The following is a 25,751-nucleotide window of genomic DNA, read 5'->3' on the forward strand; positions in this document are numbered from 1 at the left end:
GAAACAGGTGATCATCCGTCTGGCGCTGAAAGTCGTTTTGCCGTAAGACTAAAAGTTTCTGACAAAGACAAAGAGATGTTTTTAGCTCCGGGTGCCGTAGGAATTGGAGCAATCTACACAGAGCATGGAAAAATTATACATTTAGTTCGTAAAGTGATCTTACGGGTTTCTACAAAAATGGACTGGCTTATACTTAAATTACATTAATGGTTATACTAAAAGAAAATACATTTGTTGAATTCGGAAAGAAAATAGTTTCTGTTTCGTCAGTAGTACTGTTTTTTTCGGTTCTGGGTTGTAAAGTAAAAACGCCACCTGCCAATGAGGATCTCCAAAAGGAAGCCTTTACGCACTTTGTTTTGCCATCTGAATGGAAAGGTGCAAAAGGAGACGGATCGGTAGATACCAGTCAGATTGCTCAGAATTGGGTAGGGAATTTTAATGATCCGGTTCTGGATTCTTTGGTTTCCGAAGGACTTCGATACAATTCAGATTTACTCGTTAGCAGTACACGCATCGAGCAGGCGGCAGGTTATGTAAACATGTCTAAAGCAGCACTGCGACCGACCCTAAATGTGCTGGGAAGAGGCGGAACCAAAATGGGAGAAGATTTTAGTCTTGGGCTTAGCGGAGGTTTAATTAGTGCTTCGTGGGAAATTGACCTGTGGGGAAAACTAAGAAATGCCAGAAGTGCCAGTATTGCAGGATATCAAGCGGTACAGGAGGATTATAAAGCAGCGCAATTTTCAATTGCAGGATCAATAGTCCGAAGTTGGTACGATGCTACTGAAATTTATCTCGAAGAGCAATTGGTTAAAGAAATGATTGCTACCAATACCAAACTGGCCAATTTAGCGAAGAAAAGATTTGATATAGGTATTGGTAATCAAATTGATTATGAATTAGCCATCGCGAATCTGAATAGTACAAACGATGCACAGAAAAAATTACAACAGGCTTACAACAATCAGTTAAGAGCATTAGAAGTATTAGTAGGACGCTATCCTTCGGCCGAGATAGAGGTGAACAAAACTCTTGTTTCGATAAACGGGAAAGTCCCTGCCGGAATCCCAATGCAAATTCTGGAGAGAAGGCCGGATTTAAGAGCAGCCGAGAAAAGATTTGCAGTTGCCTTCCATGGAGTCGAAGCGGCAAAAGCTTCTCGTTTACCGAATGTCAAGCTAACAGGTAGTTTTGGGGTTATTACCAGTACCGTTCTGCAACTTAGACCTGATTTTCAGAACCCAACCGGAGGGGTGTCGGCTGTAGGTGCTATGCCAATATATCAGGGAGGAGCAATTAAGGCCTCAATAGAGATTAAGACAGCTGAACAAAAGCAAGCAGTCGCTGAATACGGGAGAGCTGTTCTGAATGCTATTTCAGACGTAGAAAATTCTTTAGAAGCCATACAAACGCTGGATGACAGGGAGAACTATTTAAATTTAGCAGTAAAAAGTAATGAAAAAGCATTCGTCTTAGAACAGCAATTGTATGATGTAGGTAAAACAGATATGCGATCGGTTTCACAGCAGCAATTAGGATTGTATGCCAGTAAGATCACTTTACTGCGATTGCAAAGTGAAAAAATCAGTCAGCGTGTTAGTTTGTATCTTGCATTGGGAGGTACTTTGTAAGTTTGATATTTAGTGTTAATAATGAAGGTTTTGGTTTGATTGGATGGCATTTTTTGTTTAATTCCTAAAAAACATGTACTTTTGCACTCGGATTTCTTCAAAAAACAAAGAATCCACCAACATATATAATTCTCAACTTAAATCTGTTTATAGCATGCAACTGTATAACACTTTGAGCGCAGAAGAAAGAGCCATCATGATTGATGATGCAGGTAAACAACGTCTTACTCTGTCTTTCTATGCTTATGCGCAAATTTCAAATCCAACTCAATTTCGTAATGATTTATTTTTAGCTTGGAATCCGCTTGGGGTTTTGGGTCGAATTTATGTAGCTAATGAAGGAATTAATGCCCAATTGTCTCTTCCGGCGGATCATTTCTATGAATTTAAAGATACCATAGAGCAATATGACTTTATGAAAGGGATTCGTTTGAATATTGCGGTAGAGCATGATGATCATTCCTTTTTGAAATTGACGATAAAAGTGCGTGATAAAATTGTTGCCGATGGTTTGGAAGATGAAAGTTTTGATGCCACAAACATCGGAATTCACCTGAAAGCCAAAGAATTCAACGATTTATTAGAAGATCCAAATGTAATTGTGGTCGATATGCGTAATCATTACGAAAGCGAAATCGGTCATTTTACTCAAGCAATACGACCAGATGTAGATACTTTTAGAGAAAGTCTGCCTATTATCGAAGAGCAACTAGCAGAACATAAACAAGATAAAAAATTGTTGATGTATTGCACAGGGGGAATTCGTTGTGAAAAAGCGAGTGCTTACTTTAAACACAAAGGTTTTGAAAATGTGTACCAGCTTGAAGGAGGGATTATAGAATATACCCGTCAGGTAAAAGCAGAAGGATTAGAAAGTAAATTCATAGGTAAAAACTTTGTATTTGATCATCGCTTAGGCGAAAGAATTACTGACGATATCGTTTCGCAATGCCATCAATGTGGGAAACCTTGTGATGTACATACGAATTGTGTGAATGAAGGTTGTCATTTGCTTTTTATTCAATGTGAAGAATGTGCACAGGCAATGGAAGGCTGTTGTTCTACCGACTGTATTTCTGTAATTCACTTACCGGAAGAAGAGCAAAAAGCAATCCGAAGAGGGATTAAAAACGGAAATATGATTTTCAAAAAAGGAAAATCAGATGTTTTGACTTTCAAAAACAATTTAGACCCATTAGCAGCTGTTCCGACTCTTTCTGATTTAGTGAAAACGAAAGCGGTTGCTAAAAAACAGCCAAAAATAAAAAAACAATACATCGGAAAAGGAACCCACTTTTTTCCGAAACCTTCTATTGGTCAGTTTTTAATTGAAGAAAACGAAATCAAAATTGGGGACACTGTTTTAATCAAAGGATCAACAACCGGAGAGCAAAAATTGATAATTGAAAAGATGTTTGTCAATGATATTGAATCAGAAACAGCCGTTTCCGGTGATACCTGTACATTTCAATTACCATTCAGAATACGATTATCGGATAAAATCTATAAAGTTCTAGACTAGGAAATTCTAGCAAAAAAATAAAATAAACAACTCATGGCTCTCGTTGGGAGCTATGAGTTTTTTTTATGCATTGTAGTGGTTGTAAAATCCTGTCCGGTTAAAATTAGAACCTATTTTTTTTGCGGTTTTTTGAACTGTACAACTCTTGTCAGTACTGCTGCTTATCTTTAGCGATATAAAGTAAAATGTCCAATAAAATCGCTGTCGTGCTTAGGTTCATTGAGGTTCAATGTATACCAATAATCACCCGTAGGCAATTCTTTTCCTTTATATTTCCCGTCCCATCTTTTGTTGTAGCTACAATTTGCTAGTGGTCGGCCGTAGCGGTCAAAAATTGTAAAGGTTAAATTTTTGTAGTTTAATTCACATTCTGGACCCCATTCATCATTTTGTCCATCTCCATTAGGTGTGAAATAGTTGGGAATGCACAAATCAATTTTAGTGTATTCGAAATATTTTGAAACCGATGCAGTACATCCATTTTCATCAGTAGTGTTAACCGTATACGTACCTGATTCATAAACGGCGAATTTGTTAGTCTGGCTGCCAGGCCCGTCGTTTATGGAATACTGATATCCTGGTTTTCCGCCACTTGCAGTTGCTACAATCTCATTTTGTCCATCGTCTGTTAAAGTTAAAGTAAGCGGACTAGCTAGATTATTTATTTTGATCTCGACATCCAGAAAGTTGCTTTCACAATTTGAACTGTTTATTTGCTTAACCTTGTAAGTGGTGTCAGATGAAAGGATAGGAGTTGTAAATGTGGCACCTTGATAAAGTAAGTTTGTTCCTCTTGTATCGTACCAGTAAAAAGAGGCACCGGGAACTCCGGTGGCTGTAAGTGTGGCAGGTGAGTTATAACAGATTGTTTTATCGGTTACCACAGGGAGACCAAGATGGGCTGCGCTGATTATAACATCCAGAAAGTTACTTTCGCAATTCGAACTGTTTATTTGTTTAACCTTGTAAGTGGTGTCAGATGTGAGAACTGGAGTTGTAAACGTAGCACCTTGATAAAGTAAGTTTGTCCCTGTTGCATCGTACCAATAAAAAGAGGCATTAGGGACTCCGGTGGCTGTAAGCGTAGCGGATGAATTACTACAGATTATTTTGTGGGCTACCATAGGGAGACTAATATTAGCTGTGCTGACTTTAACATCCAGAAAACTACTTTCACAATTCGAACTGTTTATTTGTTTAACCTTATATCTAGTATCAGATGATAGAATAGGAGTTGTAAATGTGGCACCTTGATAAAGTAAGTTGGTTCCTGTTGCATCATACCAATAAAAAGAGGCACCAGTAATTCCGGTGGCTGTAAGTGTGGTAGATGAGTTAGAGCAGATTGTTTTGTCGGCTGCCAAAGGGGGATCAATATTAGCTGCGCTGACTTTAACATCGAGAAAGTTACTTTCACAATTCGAGCTGTTTATTTGTTTGACCTTGTAAGTGGTGTCAGATGTGAGAACAGGAGTTGTAAATGTGGCACCTTGATGAAGTAAGTTGGTTCCTGTTGCATCGTACCAGTAAAAAGAGGCGTTAGGGACTCCGGTGGCTGTAAGCGTGGTAGATGAGTTATAACAGATTGTTTTGTCAGCTACCACAGGAGAGTTAATAGAGGCTGTAAAACTTATGGCGTCCAGAAAATTACCTGCAGTTGGGTTTCCCGTTGCAGTTGCAGAAGATTCAAAGATAAATCGTGTTCTGGTTTGACCTGCCGGGACAGTGTAAGTTCCGGAGTATACTTTCCATTCTTTGGCTGTTGCGGCAGTTTTAATAGTGGTGTAAGGGCCTCCCGGGGGACCCACTTTTAATATCATGGTATCAACTCCAAATCTTCCCATGTGACTAAACGAATAATTGAAATGAGGCGTCGTAGAAGTGTCGTAATCCTGAAATAGACCTGAAGATTGATAGGCATTAAGTTCGATAAATTGATTTCCGGAATAGGCATTTCGACCATCGTAACCATTACTCCAAAACTCCATTATGTTATCTGTAGCAGTCGTTCTCCAGCCAAGTAAAGCTGCAGGATGCTGAGTTTGATTTATAAAAGCAATACTACCAGAAGCTATAACTGGGTATTCAAAATCTGAATTTGTAGTTTGAATCGTACACTGACTATGTGTTAAAGAAGAGAAAAGAAAAAGAGAGAGAATTCCGGCTGATTTGATAGCGCTCATTATTGCCGAAATATTTTTTTTTCTCTTAAATAAGCGTTGGATTAAAGAAGATTTGTAAATTGACAGACTGTGATAGGTCAGTAGGTGAAGTTTTTTGAAGATCATATGGGAATACTTTGCAAATGGAACCTGATCTTAAAATTGAATTATTATAAAAACAGATTTGTATGGAATATTTTCTTGCAAAGAAAAATCCGATGACAATATTAAATCGTCCTTTTAAGCCAAAAAACTGGTGTAATACGGTAAAACATAAAGTTTTAACAATTAACAAGCCATTAGATTTAATCTATAAAAAGACAACTAAAAAAAATACTATCTTTACCGATCGAATGTTTATGAACTTAAGTTGCTTTTATGCAACACTACATATATAATTATGGCATGTACAAGTTGTTCAACCTCAGATGGCGGTGCGCCAAAAGGTTGTAAAAATAATGGGACTTGCGGCACCGATAGCTGCAATAAATTGACGGTTTTTGATTGGCTCGCGAATATGAGTCCGTCTAATGGAGAAGCAATTTTTGATTGTGTTGAGGTTCGTTTTAAAAACGGACGTAAGGAATTTTTTAGAAATTCGGAGAAATTAACATTAAGCATGGGCGATATTGTAGCAACTGTTGCATCGCCGGGACACGATATTGGAATTGTTACTTTGACAGGAGAATTGGTAAAAATTCAAATGAAGAAAAAAGGAGTTAATCCCGAGAGTAACGAAGTACCGAAAATCTATAGAAAAGCATCTCAAAAAGATATTGATATTTGGTCTGTAGTACGTGAACGTGAGGAGCCTATGAAGGTTCGTGCACGTGAATTGGCAATTCAGCATAAATTAGAGATGAAAATTTCTGATATTGAATTTCAAGGTGACGGATCAAAAGCTACTTTTTACTACACCGCAAACGACAGAGTCGATTTTAGACTTTTGATCAAGGATTTTGCAAAAGAATTCAGTACAAGAGTAGAGATGAAACAAGTTGGTTTTCGTCAGGAAGCAGCTCGTTTGGGCGGTATCGGTTCTTGCGGAAGAGAGCTTTGCTGTTCAACCTGGTTAACAGATTTCAGAAGTGTCAATACATCAGCAGCCAGATACCAGCAACTTTCGCTAAATCCTCAAAAATTAGCGGGACAATGTGGTAAATTAAAATGCTGTTTGAACTATGAGTTAGATACTTACATGGATGCCTTGAAAGATTTTCCGGATTACGACACTAAATTAGTGACCGAAAAAGGAGATGCAATCTGTCAGAAACAAGACATTTTCAAAGGGTTAATGTGGTTTGCCTACACGAATAATTTTGCAAACTGGCATGTTTTGAAAATTGATCAGGTAAAAGAAATTATTGCCGAAAACAAACAGAAAAATAAAGTGTCTTCACTTGAAGATTTTGCAATTGAGGTGACGGAAGAGCCTGAAAAAGATTTCAATAATGCAATGGGTCAGGAGAGTTTAACACGTTTTGATCAGCCAAAAAGAAAGAAAAAGCCAGCTCGAAAACGTAAACCCAATGCTGAGAATGCTGTTGTTGCAGCTCCCGAGAAACCAAAACAAGGGAATAACAACAATAATAGCAATAACAATAATAACGCGAAGCCGGCCGGTGGAAACCAAAATAAAGGGAATAAGCCAAATAATAACAACAATAGGTCAAATCAATCGAATAAGCCCAAATCGAATGATGGTAAACCAGCCGAGCCAAGAAAACCTATAATTATTACTAAAAATGAGAATAAAAAATAGCGGTATTCTACTTTTGGTTGCCATTCTTCTTTTTTCCTGTGATAAAAAAAGAGTATTTGATGAGTACAAATCTGTTGGCAGTGCCTGGCATAAAGACAGTGTGGTTACCTTCAATTTGCCAGTTTTAGATTCTACCAAAAAGTACAATTTGTTTGTGAATTTGAGAGACAATAACAATTATCCTTTCAATAATTTGTTTTTAATTGTTGCTATTGAAACCCCAAGCGGATTCACGAAAGTGGATACCTTAGAGTACCAAATGGCAAATCCGGATGGGACATTATTAGGAAACGGTTTTACAGACATTAAAGAAAGTAAACTGTTTTACAAAGAAGATGTAAAGTTTAGAGGAAAATACAAAGTACATATCAAACAAGCGGTTAGAGAATCAGGTAAAATTCCTGGTGTTCAGACTTTAGAAGGTATTACAGACGTAGGTTTTAGAATAGAACAAAAAGATTAGACGAATATATTTATGGCTACTAAAAAAAACAATGCAACCAACAACACTAAAGATATTAATTACTACAAAAAGAAATTCTGGAGAATTTTTGCTTATAGTTTATTAGGTGTTCTGGCCTTTTTCTTATTTGCTTCATGGGGATTATTTGGGTCAATGCCTTCTTTTGAAGATTTAGAAAACCCGGATTCTAATTTGGCGACAGAAATCATTTCGTCTGACGGAGTGGTGATTGGAAAGTATTTTAAAACCAACAGATCACAACTTAAATATTCTGATTTGCCAAAAAGTTTGGTAGAAGCTTTGGTGGCTACCGAAGATGCCCGTTTTTATGATCACTCCGGAATTGATGGACGTGGAACATTAAGAGCTGTTTTTACTTTAGGGACAAACGGTGGAGCGAGTACATTAACACAACAATTAGCGAAACAATTGTTTCATGGTGAAGGGTCTAAGTTTTTGCCTTTCAGGATTGTACAAAAAATAAAAGAGTGGATTATTGCCATTCGCTTGGAAAGACAATATACCAAAAATGAAATTTTGGCGATGTATTGTAACGTTTACGACTTCGGAAATTACTCTGTTGGAGTGAGTTCTGCTGCGCAAACGTACTTTTCTAAAGATCCCAAAGATTTAACGATGGACGAATCGGCTATCTTAGTTGGAATGTTCAAAAATTCAGGGCTTTACAATCCGGTTAGAAATCCGGAAGGGGTAAAAAACCGTCGTAATGTGGTGCTTTCTCAAATGGAAAAAGCAAAGATGATTTCTTCTGCTGAGAAGGTAAGATTACAAGCTTTGCCAATTGCATTGAAATTTAAACTGGAGAGCCACCGTGAAGGAACGGCCACTTACTTTAGAGAATATCTTCGTGATTATATGAAGAAATGGGTTGCTGAGAATAAAAAACCGGACGGATCTGATTACGATATCTACAAAGATGGTTTGAAAATCTACACAACAATCGATTCCAGAATGCAGCAATATGCAGAAGAAGCAGTTTCGGCTCACATGAAAAACCTTCAGGAGCAGTTTTTTATTGAGATGAAAAACAACAAAAACGCGCCTTTTTTAAATATTACACAGGCTGAAACCGATCGAATTATGATGCAGGCCATGAAGAACTCAACCCGTTGGGCGATCATGAAAGACCTGGATAAAAGTGAGGAGGATATTATCAGCTCATTCAAAGTTAAAACAAAAATGCGCATATTTACCTGGAAAGGAGAGCGCGATACGATCATGACTCCAATGGATTCTATTCGTTATTACAAGCATTTTTTACAAGCTGGTGTAATGGCGATGGAGCCTCAAACCGGAAATATTAAAGCGTGGGTTGGTGGAATTAATTATAAATATTTCCAATACGATCACGTAGGGCAGGGAGCCAGACAAGTTGGGTCTACTTTTAAACCTTTTGTTTATGCTACTGCTATCGAACAATTAAATATGTCTCCTTGTGATTCTATACTGGATGGACCATTCATGATTCACAAAGGGCGTCACCACGTAACGGCAGATTGGGAACCAAGAAACTCAGACAACAGATACCGCGGAATGGTTACTTTAAAACAAGGACTGGCAAATTCTATCAATACGGTTTCTGCGAAATTAATTGACAGAACCGGACCTGAGGCGGTGGTAGAATTAACGAAAAAATTAGGTGTAAAAACAGAGATTCCTGTACAACCTTCCATCGCATTAGGAGCGGTAGATATTACAGTTGAAGATATGGTTGCTGCTTACAGTACTTTTGCCAATCAAGGAGTTTATGTAAAACCACAGTTTTTAAGTCGTATTGAAAATAAAAGCGGAGAGGTTATTTATGAACCAATTCCGGAATCACACGACGTTTTAAATAAAGATATTGCTTTTGCGGTAATCAAATTACTGCAAGGAGTTACGGAAACCGGTTCAGGGGCGCGTTTGCGTACAGAAGGCGGTGGAAGTGGTGATAATCGTTGGACAGGTTACCCTTATATGTTCAGAAACCCGATTGCGGGTAAAACAGGAACAACACAAAACCAGTCTGATGGTTGGTTTATGGGAATGGTTCCGAATTTAGTAACGGGAGTTTGGGTTGGTTGTGAAGACCGTTCAGCACGTTTCAAAAGTTTGACTTACGGACAAGGCGCAACAGCAGCATTACCGGTTTGGGGTTATTTCATGAAACTTTGTTATGCCGATCCGACACTTCAGGTTTCTAAATCTGATTTTGAACGTCCGGCTAATCTTTCTATAAAAGTAGATTGTTATAGCAGGCCTGCTGTAGTAAAAGATACAACACAAACAGATCAAAACACGGACGAATTCGAATTGTAATCCGGTTTTTTCTTAGAATAAAAAAATCCTTTTGTGCTTTCCAAACCGGAAAGAGTACAAAAGGATTTTTTTTGTTCGATGGTTTTATTTTTTTACGAAATCGATATAATATGATAAGAATATAGTATTTTTATCAAAATTATTTGTCAATAAAAGACTAATTATTATGATTACAAAAAAAGTAAATAATGTTCAGGAAGCAATAAAAGGAATCGAAAGCAGCATGACAATTATGTTTGGTGGTTTCGGTCTTTGCGGTATCCCTGAAAATACAATCGCCGCTTTGGTTGCGACCACAATTTCTGATTTAACTTGTATTTCAAACAATGCAGGAGTTGATGATTTTGGACTTGGATTGCTTTTACAAAAAAAGCAAATCAAAAAGATGATCTCTTCTTATGTGGGTGAAAATGCAGAGTTCGAACGTCAGATGCTTTCCGGAGAATTAGATGTAGAGCTTATTCCACAAGGAACTCTTGCAGAACGTTCCCGTGCAGCACAAGCCGGAATTCCTGCTTTTTTTACACCTGCCGGTTATGGAACTGAAGTAGCAGAAGGAAAAGAAGTTCGCGAATTCAATGGTAAAATGCATATTATGGAAGAAGCTTTCAAAGCAGATTTCGCCATTGTAAAAGCATGGAAAGGCGACGAAGCCGGAAACCTGATCTTCAAAGGAACTGCCAGAAATTTTAATGCATGCATGGCCGGTGCCGGAAAAATTACTATCGCGGAAGTAGAGGAATTGGTTCCCGTTGGAACATTAGACCCTAATCAGATTCATATTCCGGGAATTATGGTGCAACGTATTTTTCAAGGAGAGAAATTTGAGAAACGTATAGAGCAACGTACTGTTAGACAGAGATAATTAGATAATTAGAAAATGTGATAATTTGTCCATGAGATAATTGAGAAATGTAATCGTTGTTTAGACGGCACAAGTAAATCATTATCTAATTATATCATGGACAAATTATCTAATTACTAAATTGATACATTTAAGACATATGTTAACAAAAGAAGATATAGCAAAACGAATTGCTAAAGAAGTAAAAGACAGGTATTTTGTCAATCTTGGTATCGGTATTCCAACTTTGGTTGCCAATTACGTTAGAGAAGATATTGCGGTGGAGTTTCAAAGTGAAAACGGAGTTCTGGGTATGGGACCTTTTCCTTTTGCAGGAGAAGAAGATGCCGATATCATTAACGCGGGAAAACAAACCATTACAACACTTCCGGGAGCGAGTTTCTTTGATTCCGCTTTTAGTTTTGGAATGATTCGCAGTCAGAAAGTAGATTTAACTATTTTGGGTGCGATGGAGGTTTCTGAAAATGGAGATATCGCCAATTGGAAGATTCCGGGCAAGATGGTAAAAGGGATGGGAGGCGCTATGGATTTAGTAGCTTCTGCCGAAAACATCATCGTAGCCATGATGCATGTGAATAAAGCTGGCGAATCTAAAATCTTAAAAAAATGTACTTTGCCATTAACGGGTGTAGGATGCGTTAAAAAGGTTGTTACGGAGCTTGCAGTTCTCGAAGTGACTCCAAAAGGTTTTAAGCTCTTAGAACGAGCGCCAGGCGTTTCTGTGGAACATATCATTGCGTCAACCGAAGCTGATTTGATTATTGAGGGAGATATTCCTGAAATGGCGATTTAAAGGCTAAGTTCGCAAGGTGCAGAGGTACAGAGAAAATCTTAGAAAATAGTTTATACTAAAAAACCGTCCATTTGGACGGTTTTTTTAGTTGTAACAATCTTAGAGCCTTAGCAGCTTAGTACCTCAGCACCTTTGTTCCAAGAACCTTAACAAAACTATAGATTAAAAGAAGCTCCTAAGCTAAATGTAGTCTGATTGTTTAAGTTGTAAAAAGGATCATTATTATTACCGTATTTCGCTATAGGAAATCCAACTTCTGTAAATACTCCAAATCCGTCTGTGAAGAAATAACGTCCTCCTACATGACCTCCAAAATTATGTAAACCTAAACTTAGTCCAGGATAAACGTCTAATTCTTTAATACCGATTACGCTTGATAAGTTAGCGTTGATTCTTGCTTTAGCATCAAAACGATCACCGAAATCTGCTTTTGAATCATTGTATAACGTTACATCATTGTGGTAAAACCCTGAAAAGTTGTCTACTCCTAATAAATAATTAGCAACAAAACCAAACGAGAAATTCTCTCCCAATCCAAAATCTACAGAACCCTGAATACCAGAACCACCATTTTGTAAATTAGCACCAACATTAACTTTCACATCACCTTTTCCTTTAAATGCTTCTTGTGCCTGTGTGATTCCAACTGTTACCAGAAACAAAAGTGTAATTACCTTTTTCATAAATTTATATATTAATTATTTTAAAGCGCAAAAATAGCCATTTACAGATTTAATTCCTACCCTTTTCGTTAGAATACAGTTCGTTTAACGGATCGCTTTGCCAGAATTCCTTGGTATCAATATCCATTATCGTCAGCGAACCTTTGAAGGCGGCGCCTGTATCAAGGTTCCATACGCAGGCTCTTTGTACGGGAACGGTTTCTCCAATTCGCGTCACCGGTGTATGACCGATGTATACTTCTTTGTAAACGGTTAATCGTTTTGGATAGTATAAATCGTCGGGTTTCAAATTCGGATCTAAAGAAAGTGCGGTTTCCCAGAGGGTTCGGTCCCAATAGAATAATTTGGAGAAAAATTCATAGGTTACGCCACTTAGATTGGTATATCCGGCGTGTATGAATAAGCGGTTTTCAGTATCCAGATAAAAATCCTGAAGTGATGCCAAAAAAGCGATATGTTCCTCTTTTCGTTCTTCAGAAAGAACAGCATATCCTTCAACAGTAGCTTTTCCGCCATGTTTATACCACATTTCCTCATCAAATTCCTCATGTCTGTTTTCTAGCCAGTCTAAAGCCAACTGATCATGATTGCCTCTGATGCAAATGCATTTTTGTTTCTTTTTAAGGTCAATTAAAAAATCGATTACCTGAGTTGAATGACTCCATCCATCGACATAATCGCCTAAAAATATAAGAGTATCATTTTGAGTAACCTTAGCTTTACTCAACACCTGTTCAAGTGCAAGTAAACCTCCGTGTATGTCACCAATAACAAATGTTCGCATTTTATTTTCTTTCGTGTAGAAGAACAAAAATAAAGAAGATAAATTGATAATCATCAGTGGGGAGAAGAATTTTCTAAAAAACATATTTTAAAAATAGTGGAGAGAAAACGTTCTGCTGTATGTTAACTAAAAAGAATGAAATCAGTAGTGGGTTTGCGTTGTAATAGATTGACAAATTGATATTGATCTTCTCAAAAAGCAAGATCATTAATAAATGCCAATCCAGTTAATTTAAAGGTTTATTCTAAGATTTATTTTGAAAAATTGAAAGACGGAGTCAAATTCTGTTTTTTTTAAATCATAAAATCAATTCAAAACACTTTGTTTTAATATTCTTACATTTTTAAAAATGAAAAACGCATGTCACTTTTTATAAATTGTTAGTTGTCAATTAAGTAATGAATTATTTTGTAAGGTATTATTTACACTAAGTTTCTTTCCTTTTTTTAGAGATTTAAAGGTGTGATTTGTTTAAAAGTATAAATATTAATTATTTTACGTACGAAAATAGTTACTTTTATAAAGCAAATCTTACAAAGTGATTTGTGAATTTTTAACCAATTAAAAAATATTGCTTATGAAACGTATTTTATCAAAAATTGTTACAATGACAGTTGTTGCATTTTCATTATCCGGAGTAGCTCAGGAGAAAGATAAAAGAATCAGTCAGAAAAGTTTATCTGAGAACGGAGTACCAAGTTTAATTACTTTCAGTAAAATGTCGACTTATAAAAGTGCTGACGCTGAAAAAGTATTTAAAGAACAACTAGCTTTAAGGGACAACCAATCCTTCGCAAAAGTTAAAAGCGAATCGGATCGTGAAGGTTTTACGCATGATAAATTTCAGTTGTACGAACAAGGAATTAAAGTAGAATTTGCGAATTATTCTTTACACTCAAAAAAGGGAAGACTGGAATCCATGAATGGTGAATTTTATAAGATTGTAAATGCAAGAATTAAACCGACGCTTTCTGCGCAAGAAGCTTTTAACAGAGCGGTTGCACATACCGGAGCAAAGACGTATTTGTGGGATTCTCCGAAGGATGCTGCCGCAATGAATTATGAGAAACCAAAAGGAGAGTTGGTTTTCTTGCCGGATATGGAAAACCAAGGAAAAGAAAGAACTACAGATAAAGTTCGTTTGGCGTACAAATTTGACATCTATGCAACAAACCCGTTAAGTCGTGGTGATTTGTATATCGACGCCGCAACAGGACAGGCTTTGTTTTATAACGCTACAATAAAACATCTTGGTGAGTATAGCAATGGAAAATCGAAAGCTGCTGTTAAAGATTATAGTTCAAATTCAAAAATGCCAGTGGTTTCCGGTAATGCAGCAACACGTTATAACGCGGCACAAGCTATTGAGACAACCTTAAGCGGGGCTTCTTATATTTTACTTGACGGAACACGTGGAAACGGAATTCAGACGTACAACTCTTCAAGAACGGCAACGTACCCAGAAACTGATTTTACAGATGCAGATAATAACTGGACAGCGGTTGAGTACGCTAATGCAAACAAAGATGATGGTGCATTAGATGCACATTGGGGAGCCGAAAAGACGTATGATTACTGGTCCGCCGTACACGGAAGAAATAGTTATGATAATGCAGGAGCAAAAATTAAAAGTTATGTGCATTATGACTTAATTGCAGCGGGTTATGCGGACAATAATAATGCATACTGGAACGGAACTGTTATGACTTATGGGGACGGTTCCGGGGCTGGAGGATTCGATATTCTGACTTCATTGGATGTTGCGGGGCATGAAATTGGTCATGCAGTTTGTGAGCATACGGCTAATTTGGCCTACCAGAAAGAATCAGGTGCGATGAACGAAGGTTTCTCTGATATTTGGGGGGCTTGTATTGAGTATCATACAACTCCAGTAAAATCGACTTGGTTGATTGGAGAAGATATAGAAAAAAGAGACGGTCATTTGGCTTTACGTTCTATGAGTGATCCAAAATCTGAAAGACAACCGGATACTTACAGAGGAACCAATTGGGTATCAGTAAATTGTTTCAGCCCGCAAAGGAGTAATGATTACTGCGGTGTGCATACCAATTCTGGAGTATTAAATCACTGGTTTTATATTCTTTCTATTGGTAAATCGGGGACAAATGATATTGGAAGTGCTTACGATGTTGTCGGTATAACAATAGAGAAGGCTGAAAGAATTGCATACCGTTTAGAAAGTGTTTATTTAACAGCGAATGCTACTTTTGCAAATGCAAGAACTTTCGGAATTCAATCGGCTATTGATTTGTACGGAGCAAATTCTGCAGAGGTTATTGCAACAACAAATGCATTTTATGCAGTTGGGGTTGGAGAAGCTTATGTAGAACCGGCAGATATAGTGCCTCCTGCAGCACCAACTTCTTTGATAGCTTCAGGAACAACAGCAACAACAACAAATTTAACTTGGACCGCTTCTGCAGATAATGTTGCTGTTACAGGATATGATGTTTATGAGGGCAGTACGCTAAAAGGAACTGCCACTACAACAAACTATACCGTAACCAGACTTACGGCTAAGACTGCTTATCACTTTTCTGTAAAAGCCAGAGATGCGGCAGGAAATGTTTCTGTGGCTAGTAATGCGGTAGATGTTTTCACATCCGCAATTCCAATAGTGTACTGTGATTCTAAAGCGTTCAGTGCAGCAAGCGAAAGAATTGGTAGAGTAGTATTTGGAACAATTGATAATCCTTCTACAGGAACAGCCGGTTATGAAGACTTAACTACGATTTCTACCAACTTAACTCAGGGATCAGCTAATACGATTACAATCACACCATTTTGGGCTTACAGGGCTAGTAATGAAGGTTATGCTGTGTTTATTGATTACAATCAGGATGGTGATTTCTCTGATGCAGGAGAAACGGTATGGACAAAAGCTACTTCTAAAACAACTCCGGTTACAGGATCAATTACAATTCCGGCAACGGCTACTTTGGGAAAAACACGATTGAGAGTTGCTATGAAAAGTTTTGGGACTCCAACAGCCTGTGAATCTTTTTTTAGCGGACAAGTGGAAGATTATTCCATAAACATTACAGCTGCAGGATCTGTTGCTATTAATGAATTGGTTGGAGAAGTAAATGCACCAGGTTCCGAATTTGATTTATATCCGAATCCTACTGATAAGGAACTAAATGTTTCTTCAATAGCGAAAAGCGGAGTTACTTTTAAAATTACGAACGCTTTAGGGCAACAGATTGGCTCAGGTCAATTGTCTAATAATCCTATTGATGTAAGTAAATTAAATGCCGGGATTTATACTATCGAATTCAACAGCGGTCAAAAAAGAGTTACTAAAAAATTCATCAAGAAATAAGTTCTGTTTTTTTAAGTGGATTTAAACCCATCTGGTAATGAATTGCCCTCAAGAAGTTAAACGCTATTTTGGGGGCATTTCTTATGAAAAAAAACCGATTGAATCTATTTAATTATTTGTAAAACCTTTGGAATTCATGAAGATTGGAAGCGTTATGTTAGATTGCCTCTTGCTTTATATCAATACCATTAAGATAAGCATTGTCAAAAAAAGTCTCACGCAGATTTTAGCAGATTGAAATAAAAAAAATCCGCAGAATCTGCTGAATCTGCGTGTAAGAACATCATTAAGTTAAGCATTGTCAAAGAAAATCTCACGCAGGTTTTAGCGGAACGAAAGAAAAAAATCCGCTGAATCTGCAGAATCTGCGTGAAAAAATATCATTTAAGTTAAGCATTGTCAAAAAAAAGTCTCACGCAGATTTTAGCAGATTGAAATAAAAAAAATCAGCAGCATCTGCAGAATCTGCGTGAAAGAATGTCATTGAGTTAAGCATTGTCAAAAAAAGTCTCACGCAGATTTTAGCAGATTGAAATAGAAAAAATCCGCAGAATCTGCAGAATCTGCGTGAAAAAATATCATTTAAGTTAAGCATTGTCAAAAAAAGTCTCACGCAGATTTTAGCAGATTGAGATAAAAAAAATCCGCAGCATCCGCAGAATCTGCGTGAAAGTATATCTTAACTTAAATGATATTGAGCTAAAGCAGGAGTCTATTCATAATAATACTTTTACAAATCTTTTAATTTTTAGGGATTGAAGGACAAGCAACTTCAATTAAGTATTATAAACCTCCTCTCAAAATAATAAGATCAACCAGTCTAAGTCAGATTAGTTTCAGTGCAAAGTTTTAGGATTTATTTTACAAAATAAGAAGTCGGGGTCAAATCCCGGCTTTTTCATTTCAAAAAATCATTCGAAAAAGGTTTCTTTTGGCATTCTTACATTGAAACAGCTAAAAAAGCATACTATTTTTTATAAATTGTTAGTTTTCAATTGAATATGTCGTTATTCTGTAAGGTGTTGTTAATACTGGGATTCTTTGTTAATTTTAGGTGTTTTTACTTAGGAAAATGTTGCATTTTATCGATAAAAGGTAAAATTTGGCGTTTAATTAACAAAATTTATATATTTTTATCAAATAAATAAAGTATTTACTTACATGTTTTATTTATGAATATTTAACCAAATTTAACTAACCAAAATTAAAATTTGCTTATGAAAAGTATTTTACCCAAAATTGTGGCAACAACCGTTGTTGCGTTTTCATTTTCATTCTCTGCAGTAGCTCAGGAGACAGATAAAAGAATCAGTCAGAAAAGTTTATCTGAAAACGGAGAGCCCAGCTTAATTACTTTCAACGAGAAATCAACCTATAAAGGTTCTGATTATGAGAAAGTGTTTAAAGAACAATTGGCATTAAAAGACAATCAGTCTTTTGCAAAAGTTAAAAGCGAATCGGATCGCGAAGGTTTCACACATGAAAAATTTCAGTTGTACGAACAAGGAATTAAAGTAGAATTTGCGAATTATACTTTACACTCTAAAAATGGAAAACTGGAGTCTATGAATGGTGAGTTTTACAAAATTGTAAATGCGAAAATTAAACCATCACTTTCTGCACAAGAGGCTTTTAACAGAGCGGTTGCGCATACCGGAGCAAAAAAGTATTTATGGGATTCTCCACAAGATGCTGCTGCAATGGATTATAAAAAACCAAAAGGAGAATTGGTTTTCTTGCCGGATATGGAAAATCAGGGCGTAGAAAGAATTACAGATAAAGTTCGTCTGGCTTATAAATTCGACATCTATGCTACAAACCCGCTAAGTCGTGGTGATTTGTATATCGATGCTGTAACAGGACAGGCTTTGTTTTATAATGCTACCATAAAACACCTTGGTGAGAATAGCCACGGAAAATCAAAAGCTGCTGTTAAAGACAATAGTTCAAATTCAAAAATGGCGATTGTTTCTGCTAATGCAGCAACACGTTATAGCGGAACACAGACTATTGAGACAACATTAAGCGGATCTTCTTACATCTTGCTTGACGGAACACGCGGAGGTGGAATTCAGACGTACAACTCTTCAAGAACGGCAACGTATCCTACAACCAATTTTACTGATGCGGATAATAATTGGACAGCTGCCGAATACAATAATACAAACAAAGACAATGGAGCATTAGATGCGCATTGGGGAGCAGAAATGACTTATGATTACTGGTCTACTGTTCACGGAAGAAATAGTTTTGATAATGCCGGAGCAAAAATTAAAAGTTATGTGCATTATAACTTAATTGCAGCGGGCTATCCGGACAATAATAATGCATTCTGGAACGGAAGTGTTATGACCTATGGTGATGGTTCCGGAACAGGAGGATTTGATATTTTGACTGCCATGGATGTTGCAGGTCACGAAATTGGTCATGCCGTTTGTACTTACACAGCTAATTTGGCTTACCAAAAAGAATCCGGAGCGATGAACGAAGGGTTTTCTGATATCTGGGGAGCTTGTATCGAGTATCGTGCAGCACCAACAAAAGGAACTTGGTTGGTTGGAGAAGATATCGAAAGAAGATCAGGACATGCGGCTTTACGTTCTATGAGTGATCCAAATTCAGAAGGACAACCGGACACTTATGGAGGAACCTATTGGAAAAACGTAAATTGTACGCCAACAAACAGTAATGATTATTGTGGTGTTCATACCAATTCAGGAGTATTAAACCACTGGTTTTATATTCTTTCTGTAGGTAAATCAGGAACAAATGATATCGGAAGTGTTTATAACGTTACCGGAATAACAATTGATAAGGCGGCAAAAATTGCGTACCGTTTAGAAAGTGTTTATTTAACATCCAATTCTACTTTTGCAAATGCAAGAACTTCCGGAATTCAATCGGCTATTGATTTATACGGAGCAGGTTCTGCAGAGGTTATTGCAACAACAAATGCGTTTTATGCAGTTGGGGTTGGAGCAGCTTATGTAGGATCAGGAGATACAACGCCTCCTTCAGCACCAGCTTCTTTGGCAGCTTCAGGAACAACAGGAACAACAACAAATTTAACCTGGACAGCTTCTACAGATAATGTTGCCGTAACAGGATACGATGTTTATCAAGGCACTACGCTAAAAGGAACTGCTACTACAACAAATTATACCGTAACCGGACTTACAGCGCTAACAGCTTATACCTTTTCTGTAAAAGCTAAAGATGCTGCAGGAAATGTTTCTGCGGCCAGTAATACGGTAAATGTTACTACATTGGCTGCCGGTGTAACGTATTGTGCTTCTAAAGGAAACAGTACTGCAGACGAAAAAATTGGTAAAGTAGTATTTGGAACCATTAATAATACTTCTACAGGAACAGCAGGTTACGAAAACTTTACTGCGATTTCTTCTAACGCAGCTCAGGGAACTGCTTATACGATCACAATCACACCATCATGGACTGCTACGGTTTATACCGAAGGTTATGCGGTATTTATTGATTACAATCAGGATGGTGATTTCTCTGATGCAGGAGAAACGGTATGGACAAAAGCGACTTCTAAAACAACTCCGGTTACAGGAACAATTACAATTCCTGCAACAGCAACTTTAGGAACAACAAGACTGAGAGTTTCTATGAAATACAACGGAATTCCAACTTCTTGTGAGGCTTTTTCTTATGGACAAGTAGAAGATTATTCGGTAAACATTACAGCTTCAGGGCCGGTTGCTATTACTGAATTGGTTGCAGATGCAAGTGCCGTAAGTTCTGAATTTGCTATCTATCCAAATCCTGCTGATAAGGAACTAAATGTTTCTTCTTTAGGGAAAAGCGGATCTACTTTTAAAATTATAAATACTTTAGGACAACAAGTTGGCTCAGGTCAATTATCCGATAATCCGATTGATGTAAGTAAATTAAATGCCGGCATCTATGTTATCGAATTGAACAGCGGTCAAAAAAGAGTTACTAAAAAATTCATCAAGAAATAATTTCTGTTTTTTAAGGTGATTAAAAGCTTCGCAATTGCGAAGCTTTTTTTGTGTTTGAAAGCGATAAAACTGCTTAAATTTGTAGCATGTCTGAAACGCCAGTATATCGAAAAATTATCCATATTGATATGGATGCTTTTTATGCATCGGTAGAGCAAATGGATAACCCTGCTTTGCGCGGGAAACCCGTTGCTGTTGGCGGATCAGAGAATAGAGGAGTAGTCTCGGCGGCAAGTTATGAAGCCCGAAAGTTTGGTGTTCGAAGTGCCATAAGTGGTGTTCTGGCCAAAAAATATTGTCCCGATATTATTTTTGTCCGACCCCGTTTTGACCGTTACAAAGAGATTTCGAATAAAATTCATGAGATTTTTCATGAATATACCGATTTGGTTGAACCGCTTTCGCTTGATGAAGCCTATCTTGATGTAACCCAAAATAAAAAAGGAAATCCAAGTGCCGGTTTACTGGCTCAGGAAATCAGATTAAGAATTTTTAATGAAGTGGGTATTACAGCTTCTGCAGGGATTTCAGTCAATAAGTTTGTGGCTAAAATTGCCAGCGATTATAATAAACCAAACGGACAGAAAACCGTAAATCCCGATGAGATCCTCACTTTTTTGGAAGTATTACCGATTCGTAAGTTTTATGGAGTTGGAAAAGTAACTACAGAAAAAATGTACCAATTGGGTATTTTTACCGGAATGGAGCTCAAGAGTAAATCATTGGAGTTTTTGGAAAAACATTTCGGAAAATCCGGTGCCTTCTATTATAAAGTTGTCCGTGGCATTCACAATAGTGAAGTAAAACCGCATCGTGTGACAAAATCGGTAGCAGCGGAACACACTTTTGATGTGAATTTATCTTCGGAAATTTTTATGTTGGAACAGCTTGACCGAATTGCTACTTCCTTAGAAAGACGCTTAAAGAAATACAATATTTCGGGTAAAACCGTGACGCTCAAAATCAAATACAGTGATTTTACCCAACAGACCAGAAGTAAAACGCTACCCTATTTTATTGCCGATAAAAGCCTGATTTTAGAAACTGTCGAAGAGTTATTGTATCAGGAAAAGATGAAGGATTCCGTTAGATTACTCGGAATTTCTTTGAATAATCTCAATACAGAAGAGAAGAAAGCAGTTGTAGTTCAATTGAAATTCGCATTTTGATTGTTTAAAGTAATATTAAATAACCAGCATGTTTGTTTTATGATGAATTTTCTCGTTATCTTTATAAAGAAATAGTTTGTTCTTAAATTATTTACAATGAAAAAAGCCAAGTTAGAAGAAATTTCCAATCATAATTCAGTCCCTATTTTAGCATGGGATTTTCACTACGAGTATTTAAATGAGCTTAAGGTTGCTTTTGCTGATTTGAAGAAAGTAAAGGAGATCTCCGTTCAATTTGGGTGGAATGAAGAAAAGCTGAACATAACGGAGCGTATAAAGGAAGAAGTAGTTCTCATAACCGATCCGGATCTAAAAATCATCTTCGCATCAAGTGGAATAAAAAGAATGACAGGATACACAGAAAGTGAGGTTCTCGGCAATACGCCCAAGATGTTTCAGGGGGCAGCAACTTCTAAAACAGATTTGAAAGAAATAAAAAAAGCAATCGAATTGCAAATCCCGTTTGAGAAAACCATCAAAAACTATAAAAAAGATGGCAGAACCTATAAATGTAAAATATCGGCCTCTCCCGTTTTCAACCTAAAAGGAAAACTATCGCATTTTATAGCTTTTGAGAAAGAAGATGTAATGCCTAATCGGACTTAACTTTTCTTTCCATAAAAGTGTCGTCCATTAACGTCTAGCTTTTTTAGCAGTTCCTTTAGAATTATTTTGCAGTTTTAAAGAATGAATTTAAAAAACAAAAGGCACAGTTTTAAGCTGTACCTTTTAATGTATTTGTAATAAAATCCCTTGCGAACCTTGCGCAAAAACCTAGCGTTCCTTGCGGTTAAGCAGTTAGAGTTAGGTATTATAGATTCTCAAAGAAATCATTCCCCTTATCATCTGTAATAATAAAAGCAGGGAAATCTTTAACCGTAATTTTACGAACCGCTTCCATTCCTAATTCTTCAAAATCCACAACTTCTACTTTAAGAATATTATCCTGTGCTAAAATTGCTGCAGGACCACCGATAGAACCTAAATAGAATCCGCCATATTTATTACAAGCCGTTGTAACTTGTTTAGATCGGTTTCCTTTTGCCAGCATAATCATGCTTCCGCCATGTTTTTGAAATTCATCTACATAAACATCCATACGACCCGCTGTAGTTGGTCCAAAACTTCCTGAAGCCATTCCTTCCGGAGTTTTTGCAGGACCGGCATAATAAACCGGATGATTTTTGAAATATTCCGGCATTGGTTTTCCGGCTTCCAATAACTCCATAATTTTAGCATGTGCGATGTCACGGGCAACAATTACAGTTCCGTTCAGTTTTAAACGGGTTTTAATTGGATACTGTGTTAGCTTTGCTAAAATATCGGCCATTGGCATATCCAGATCAATTTCAACCGGAGCTTCTAAATGTGGAGCTGTTTCTGGTAAAAATTGCTTTGGATTTACTTCTAATTGCTCAACGTAGATTCCGTCTTTAGTAATTTTTCCTTTGATATTTCTGTCAGCAGAACAAGAAACACCTAATCCAACCGGACAAGAAGCGGCGTGACGTGGCAAACGAATTACACGAACATCGTGTGTGAAATACTTACCTCCAAACTGAGCACCAATTGCACTTTCCTGGCAAATTTTCTGTACACGTTCTTCCCATTCTAAATCACGGAAAGCCTGACCGGCCATGTTTCCGGAAGTCGGCAAGTGATCGTAGTACCCTGCAGATGCCTTTTTAACGGCACCTAAGTTCGCTTCTGCCGAAGTTCCACCAATTACCAAAGCTAAATGGTACGGAGGACAAGCCGAAGTTCCTAAATCCTTTATTTTTTCACGGATGAATTCATCCATTGCTTTATCATTTAAAAGCGATTTTGTTTTTTGGTACAAAAAGGTTTTGTTGGCAGATCCGCCTCCTTTTGCCATAAACAAAAACTCGTAAGAAGCGCCTTTTTTAGAATAGATATCAATTTGTGCCGGAAGATTTGATCCTGAGTTCTTTTCTTCAAACATCGAAATCGGAACAATCTGCGAATAACGCAAGTTGCGTTTTTGGTAAGTGTTGAAAATTCCTCTGCTCAACCATTCTGCATCATCCACTCCGGTGAAAATATTTTCTCCTTTTTTGGCCATTACAATCGCTGTTCCTGTATCTTGGCAACTAGGTAACTGACCTTCGGCTGCAACAGAAGCATTTTGTAATAAGTTGTAAGCCACAAAACGATCATTGTCTGTAGCCTCGGGATCGTCTAAGATGTTGCGAAGTTTTTGTAAGTGCGTCGTTCTTAGCATAAACGAAACATCTGTTAAGGCTTCTTCAGCTAATAATTCTAATCCTTTTGGATCAACAGTCAGGATTTCACGTTCCCCAAATTGTTCCACTTTTACAAAATCGGAAGTGATTTTGCGGTATTGCGTCTCATCCTTCAAAATAGGATAAGGGTCTTGGTATATAAAATCAATCATTGCTTTGTTTTTTTACAAAGTTAGAAATTATTTACCTTAGAAAGATTTTGAATAAGGGCTCTGAAAGAGTTTATTGTTGTTTGTGGAATTCGTCAAAAGACCTCTTTTTTTCAAAGTAAGGCTTGTCTTCAACAGAAAGCATTTTTTTGGTCCAGAGCTTATTTTTTAACTGAAAAACGATTGAATCATAATGTTTTTCATAGCCCATTTCCTCGTTTTCATCATCCGGTTCAAATGCAACTCTTTTGCAATAAAAGAAATCGGGGTTTGATTTCCCACTCGGATTTGTGAATTCAACCGAACTTCCCCAACCGCTATCAGACATTGTTATCCATTCGTGTAGAAGTTCTAAGTTATTGTTGTTTAGCTGGTAAAGATAGTTGTCATGGGCATATCCGCAGGCTGGATATCCATAGCTAATTTGTATAAAAGAACTGTTTTTGGCATCAGAAGCAGACAATCCATAAGAAGCACTCCATTCAGATCCTTCCGTAGTCCCTTTAATCGTTAATTTTGAAGAGGCAGTTTTGATTTTGTTTCGATAAAAATCAAGTTGATAGTTTCCTGTTACAACACTGTCCTTGTCTATTTTTTGGTTTAAAAGGTGTGCCAGAATATAACTGTTTTTTGTTGTTCCCGCAGTTTCATAAAATGAAATAGTATCTGTTTTTAGGAAGTTTTCTTTTGCAATTGTGACTTCTTCAGTTTTGTTTTCCTGATTAGCAATAGTTGGGATATCTGCTATGTTTTTTTCTTTTTGACAGCTTATAAAAAAAGCTAATATAAATAAGTATTGAACTTTCATGATCTTATTTTAGTCCTTCAAAGATATATTTTTCGTCGTATTGAATCTTAAATTTATTCAAATATGCTAAGTATTCTTTGTTGAAAGTTTGTTTTTTATGATGTTCTTTTTGATTTTGGACATATTTGTAAACAGAATCAATTTGGGATTGGCTATAGGAAAATGCGCCATATCCTCTTTGCCATTCAAATCTTGACTTTGTCAGTTTATGATCATTGATATATTTTGAAGATTTTGCTTTTACAACTTTCATCAGTTCAGAAATAGAAGTAGTTGGGTTTAATCCAAAGAAGCAGTGAATGTGATCTTCAACACCATTAATTATAATTGTTTTACATCCGGATTCATTTATAAGATTCCCAATTACACTGAATAGTTTTGGTCTCCATCCTTCTTCCATTACAGCTCTTCTGTATTTTACTGCGAAGACTACCTGTATATAGATTTGATGATAAGTATTTGCCATTTGAAGCGATATTATATGAGTCGTTCCTACGGAACTTTATGATAGGTTACATTTGACAAGGGATTAAAATCCCTTGTTACAAAATAAATCATTCCTGCGGAATTTATGGATATTTAAAAGTTAATTTTGTAAATTTTAACGTGTTAAATTTTTTGTTACGTCGAAATCCAGATAGAATAAATAGAGACCATTCTGCTCTCTTTGTATGTAGATTGATGTTTTAACGAGGAAAAAAAACGCACAGTAAATTAAAGAGCCATCGGCTCGTCTTGTTTTGTAGATCGATATTTTAATACGGTTTTAAGAGAATGAATAACCAATTCAAGAGCCATTTGGCTCGGCCCATATTGTTTATCCGTATTTCGATTTGGTTAAAAAAGCGTATCACAAATCAAGAGCCATCGGCTCGACTTGTTTTGTAGATAGATGTTTTAATGTGATTTAAAAAAATGCATAACCAATTCAAGAGCCATTCGGCTCGGCCCATATTGTTTATCCGTATTTCGATTTGGTTAAAAAAGCGTATCACAAATCAAGAGCCATCGGCTCGCCTTGTCTTGTAGATCAATATTTTAATGT

17 protein-coding genes are annotated in these 25,751 nt (G+C 36.9%); 11 read left to right on the forward strand and 6 right to left on the reverse strand.

Translation table 11 applies throughout. The features are described 5' to 3' along the window. Positions 1 to 206: 206 nt before the first annotated feature. A complete protein-coding gene (locus AB674_RS12160; RefSeq protein WP_047776923.1) occupies positions 207 to 1,634 on the forward strand; it encodes an efflux transporter outer membrane subunit in 1,428 nt (475 codons plus the stop codon). 154 nt (positions 1,635 to 1,788) lie between these two features. After that, positions 1,789 to 3,156 carry a rhodanese-related sulfurtransferase gene (locus tag AB674_RS12165; protein ID WP_047776924.1) on the forward strand — a complete coding sequence of 456 codons (1,368 nt, stop codon included), beginning with the start codon at positions 1,789 to 1,791 and terminating at the stop codon, positions 3,154 to 3,156. A 167-nt stretch (positions 3,157 to 3,323) separates the two neighbouring features. Here the strand turns inward: AB674_RS12165 and AB674_RS12170 are convergent, their stop codons facing one another. Beyond that, the gene (locus AB674_RS12170; protein ID WP_165579376.1) at positions 3,324 to 5,339 is read right to left on the reverse strand and encodes a T9SS type B sorting domain-containing protein; all 2,016 of its coding nucleotides are present in this window, start codon (positions 5,337 to 5,339) and stop codon (positions 3,324 to 3,326) included. A gap of 379 nt (positions 5,340 to 5,718) precedes the next feature. On the opposite strand from AB674_RS12170, the gene AB674_RS12180 reads away from it, so the two are divergent. From AB674_RS12180 to AB674_RS12200, 5 genes are all read left to right on the forward strand, one after another. After that, positions 5,719 to 7,080: a stage 0 sporulation family protein gene (locus AB674_RS12180; protein ID WP_047776930.1), complete on the forward strand. Its 1,362-nt coding sequence runs from the start codon at positions 5,719 to 5,721 to the stop codon at positions 7,078 to 7,080. Then, positions 7,064 to 7,543 (forward strand): gliding motility lipoprotein GldH, encoded by a 480-nt coding sequence (locus AB674_RS12185; RefSeq protein WP_047776931.1) that lies wholly within the window; start codon positions 7,064 to 7,066, stop codon positions 7,541 to 7,543. The genes AB674_RS12180 and AB674_RS12185 overlap by 17 nt, the downstream gene beginning before the upstream one ends. A gap of 12 nt (positions 7,544 to 7,555) precedes the next feature. Continuing rightward, the gene (locus AB674_RS12190; protein WP_047776933.1) at positions 7,556 to 9,862 is read left to right on the forward strand and encodes a penicillin-binding protein 1A; all 2,307 of its coding nucleotides are present in this window, start codon (positions 7,556 to 7,558) and stop codon (positions 9,860 to 9,862) included. A 166-nt stretch (positions 9,863 to 10,028) separates the two neighbouring features. Next, a complete protein-coding gene (locus AB674_RS12195) occupies positions 10,029 to 10,727 on the forward strand; it encodes a CoA transferase subunit A (protein ID WP_047776935.1) in 699 nt (232 codons plus the stop codon). Positions 10,728 to 10,866: 139 nt separating this feature from the next. Next, positions 10,867 to 11,520, forward strand: coding sequence for a CoA transferase subunit B (locus tag AB674_RS12200; RefSeq protein WP_047776937.1), 654 nt, complete (start codon positions 10,867 to 10,869; stop codon positions 11,518 to 11,520). A gap of 155 nt (positions 11,521 to 11,675) precedes the next feature. Here AB674_RS12200 and AB674_RS12205 read toward each other — a convergent pair whose 3' ends face one another. Continuing rightward, positions 11,676 to 12,203, reverse strand: a complete 528-nt coding sequence (locus tag AB674_RS12205) for a DUF6646 family protein (RefSeq protein ID WP_047776939.1) — start codon at positions 12,201 to 12,203, stop codon at positions 11,676 to 11,678. A 49-nt stretch (positions 12,204 to 12,252) separates the two neighbouring features. Next, the gene (locus AB674_RS12210) at positions 12,253 to 12,987 is read right to left on the reverse strand and encodes a metallophosphoesterase family protein (protein ID WP_047777100.1); all 735 of its coding nucleotides are present in this window, start codon (positions 12,985 to 12,987) and stop codon (positions 12,253 to 12,255) included. A gap of 577 nt (positions 12,988 to 13,564) precedes the next feature. On the opposite strand from AB674_RS12210, the gene AB674_RS12215 reads away from it, so the two are divergent. From AB674_RS12215 to AB674_RS12230, 4 genes are all read left to right on the forward strand, one after another. Then, entirely contained in the window at positions 13,565 to 16,330 is a 2,766-nt protein-coding gene (locus tag AB674_RS12215) for a M4 family metallopeptidase (protein WP_047776941.1), read from the forward strand. A 1,217-nt stretch (positions 16,331 to 17,547) separates the two neighbouring features. Then, complete coding sequence (locus tag AB674_RS12220) at positions 17,548 to 20,316, forward strand: M4 family metallopeptidase (protein WP_047776944.1); 2,769 nt, start codon at positions 17,548 to 17,550, stop codon at positions 20,314 to 20,316. Between the two features lie 86 nt (positions 20,317 to 20,402). Beyond that, a complete protein-coding gene (gene dinB, locus AB674_RS12225; protein ID WP_047776946.1) occupies positions 20,403 to 21,485 on the forward strand; it encodes a DNA polymerase IV in 1,083 nt (360 codons plus the stop codon). Positions 21,486 to 21,581: 96 nt separating this feature from the next. Beyond that, positions 21,582 to 22,091, forward strand: a complete 510-nt coding sequence (locus tag AB674_RS12230; RefSeq protein WP_047776947.1) for a PAS domain-containing protein — start codon at positions 21,582 to 21,584, stop codon at positions 22,089 to 22,091. Positions 22,092 to 22,296: 205 nt separating this feature from the next. On the opposite strand, the gene AB674_RS12235 is transcribed toward AB674_RS12230, so the two are convergent. From AB674_RS12235 to tnpA, 3 genes are all read right to left on the reverse strand, one after another. Continuing rightward, complete coding sequence (locus AB674_RS12235; RefSeq protein ID WP_047776949.1) at positions 22,297 to 23,901, reverse strand: fumarate hydratase; 1,605 nt, start codon at positions 23,899 to 23,901, stop codon at positions 22,297 to 22,299. A 70-nt stretch (positions 23,902 to 23,971) separates the two neighbouring features. Further along, on the reverse strand, positions 23,972 to 24,706 hold the full coding sequence (locus AB674_RS12240; protein ID WP_047776951.1) for a hypothetical protein: 735 nt from the start codon (positions 24,704 to 24,706) through the stop codon (positions 23,972 to 23,974). A 4-nt stretch (positions 24,707 to 24,710) separates the two neighbouring features. Beyond that, entirely contained in the window at positions 24,711 to 25,172 is a 462-nt protein-coding gene (gene tnpA, locus AB674_RS12245) for an IS200/IS605 family transposase (protein WP_047776954.1), read from the reverse strand. Positions 25,173 to 25,751 lie beyond the last annotated feature (579 nt).

The sequence above is a fragment of the Flavobacterium sp. ABG genome (assembly GCF_001027725.1).
GTDB classification, from domain to species: Bacteria; Bacteroidota; Bacteroidia; order Flavobacteriales; family Flavobacteriaceae; genus Flavobacterium; species Flavobacterium cupriresistens.

What these genes read in the sequence shown, in the direction of transcription:
- AB674_RS12215 (WP_047776941.1), top strand. Translation starts at nt 13,565, where the DNA reads ATGAAACGTATTTTATCAAAAATTGTTACAATGACAGTTGTTGCATTT.
- AB674_RS12200 (WP_047776937.1), top strand. Translation starts at nt 10,867, where the DNA reads ATGTTAACAAAAGAAGATATAGCAAAACGAATTGCTAAAGAAGTAAAA.
- AB674_RS12220 (WP_047776944.1), top strand. Translation starts at nt 17,548, where the DNA reads ATGAAAAGTATTTTACCCAAAATTGTGGCAACAACCGTTGTTGCGTTT.
- AB674_RS12205 (WP_047776939.1), bottom strand. Translation starts at nt 12,203, where the DNA reads ATGAAAAAGGTAATTACACTTTTGTTTCTGGTAACAGTTGGAATCACA.
- tnpA (WP_047776954.1), bottom strand. Translation starts at nt 25,172, where the DNA reads ATGGCAAATACTTATCATCAAATCTATATACAGGTAGTCTTCGCAGTA.
- AB674_RS12240 (WP_047776951.1), bottom strand. Translation starts at nt 24,706, where the DNA reads ATGAAAGTTCAATACTTATTTATATTAGCTTTTTTTATAAGCTGTCAA.
- AB674_RS12235 (WP_047776949.1), bottom strand. Translation starts at nt 23,901, where the DNA reads ATGATTGATTTTATATACCAAGACCCTTATCCTATTTTGAAGGATGAG.
- AB674_RS12160 (WP_047776923.1), top strand. Translation starts at nt 207, where the DNA reads ATGGTTATACTAAAAGAAAATACATTTGTTGAATTCGGAAAGAAAATA.
- AB674_RS12230 (WP_047776947.1), top strand. Translation starts at nt 21,582, where the DNA reads ATGAAAAAAGCCAAGTTAGAAGAAATTTCCAATCATAATTCAGTCCCT.
- AB674_RS12165 (WP_047776924.1), top strand. Translation starts at nt 1,789, where the DNA reads ATGCAACTGTATAACACTTTGAGCGCAGAAGAAAGAGCCATCATGATT.
- AB674_RS12210 (WP_047777100.1), bottom strand. Translation starts at nt 12,987, where the DNA reads ATGCGAACATTTGTTATTGGTGACATACACGGAGGTTTACTTGCACTT.
- AB674_RS12195 (WP_047776935.1), top strand. Translation starts at nt 10,029, where the DNA reads ATGATTACAAAAAAAGTAAATAATGTTCAGGAAGCAATAAAAGGAATC.
- dinB (WP_047776946.1), top strand. Translation starts at nt 20,403, where the DNA reads ATGTCTGAAACGCCAGTATATCGAAAAATTATCCATATTGATATGGAT.
- AB674_RS12170 (WP_165579376.1), bottom strand. Translation starts at nt 5,339, where the DNA reads ATGAGCGCTATCAAATCAGCCGGAATTCTCTCTCTTTTTCTTTTCTCT.
- AB674_RS12190 (WP_047776933.1), top strand. Translation starts at nt 7,556, where the DNA reads ATGGCTACTAAAAAAAACAATGCAACCAACAACACTAAAGATATTAAT.
- AB674_RS12185 (WP_047776931.1), top strand. Translation starts at nt 7,064, where the DNA reads ATGAGAATAAAAAATAGCGGTATTCTACTTTTGGTTGCCATTCTTCTT.
- AB674_RS12180 (WP_047776930.1), top strand. Translation starts at nt 5,719, where the DNA reads ATGGCATGTACAAGTTGTTCAACCTCAGATGGCGGTGCGCCAAAAGGT.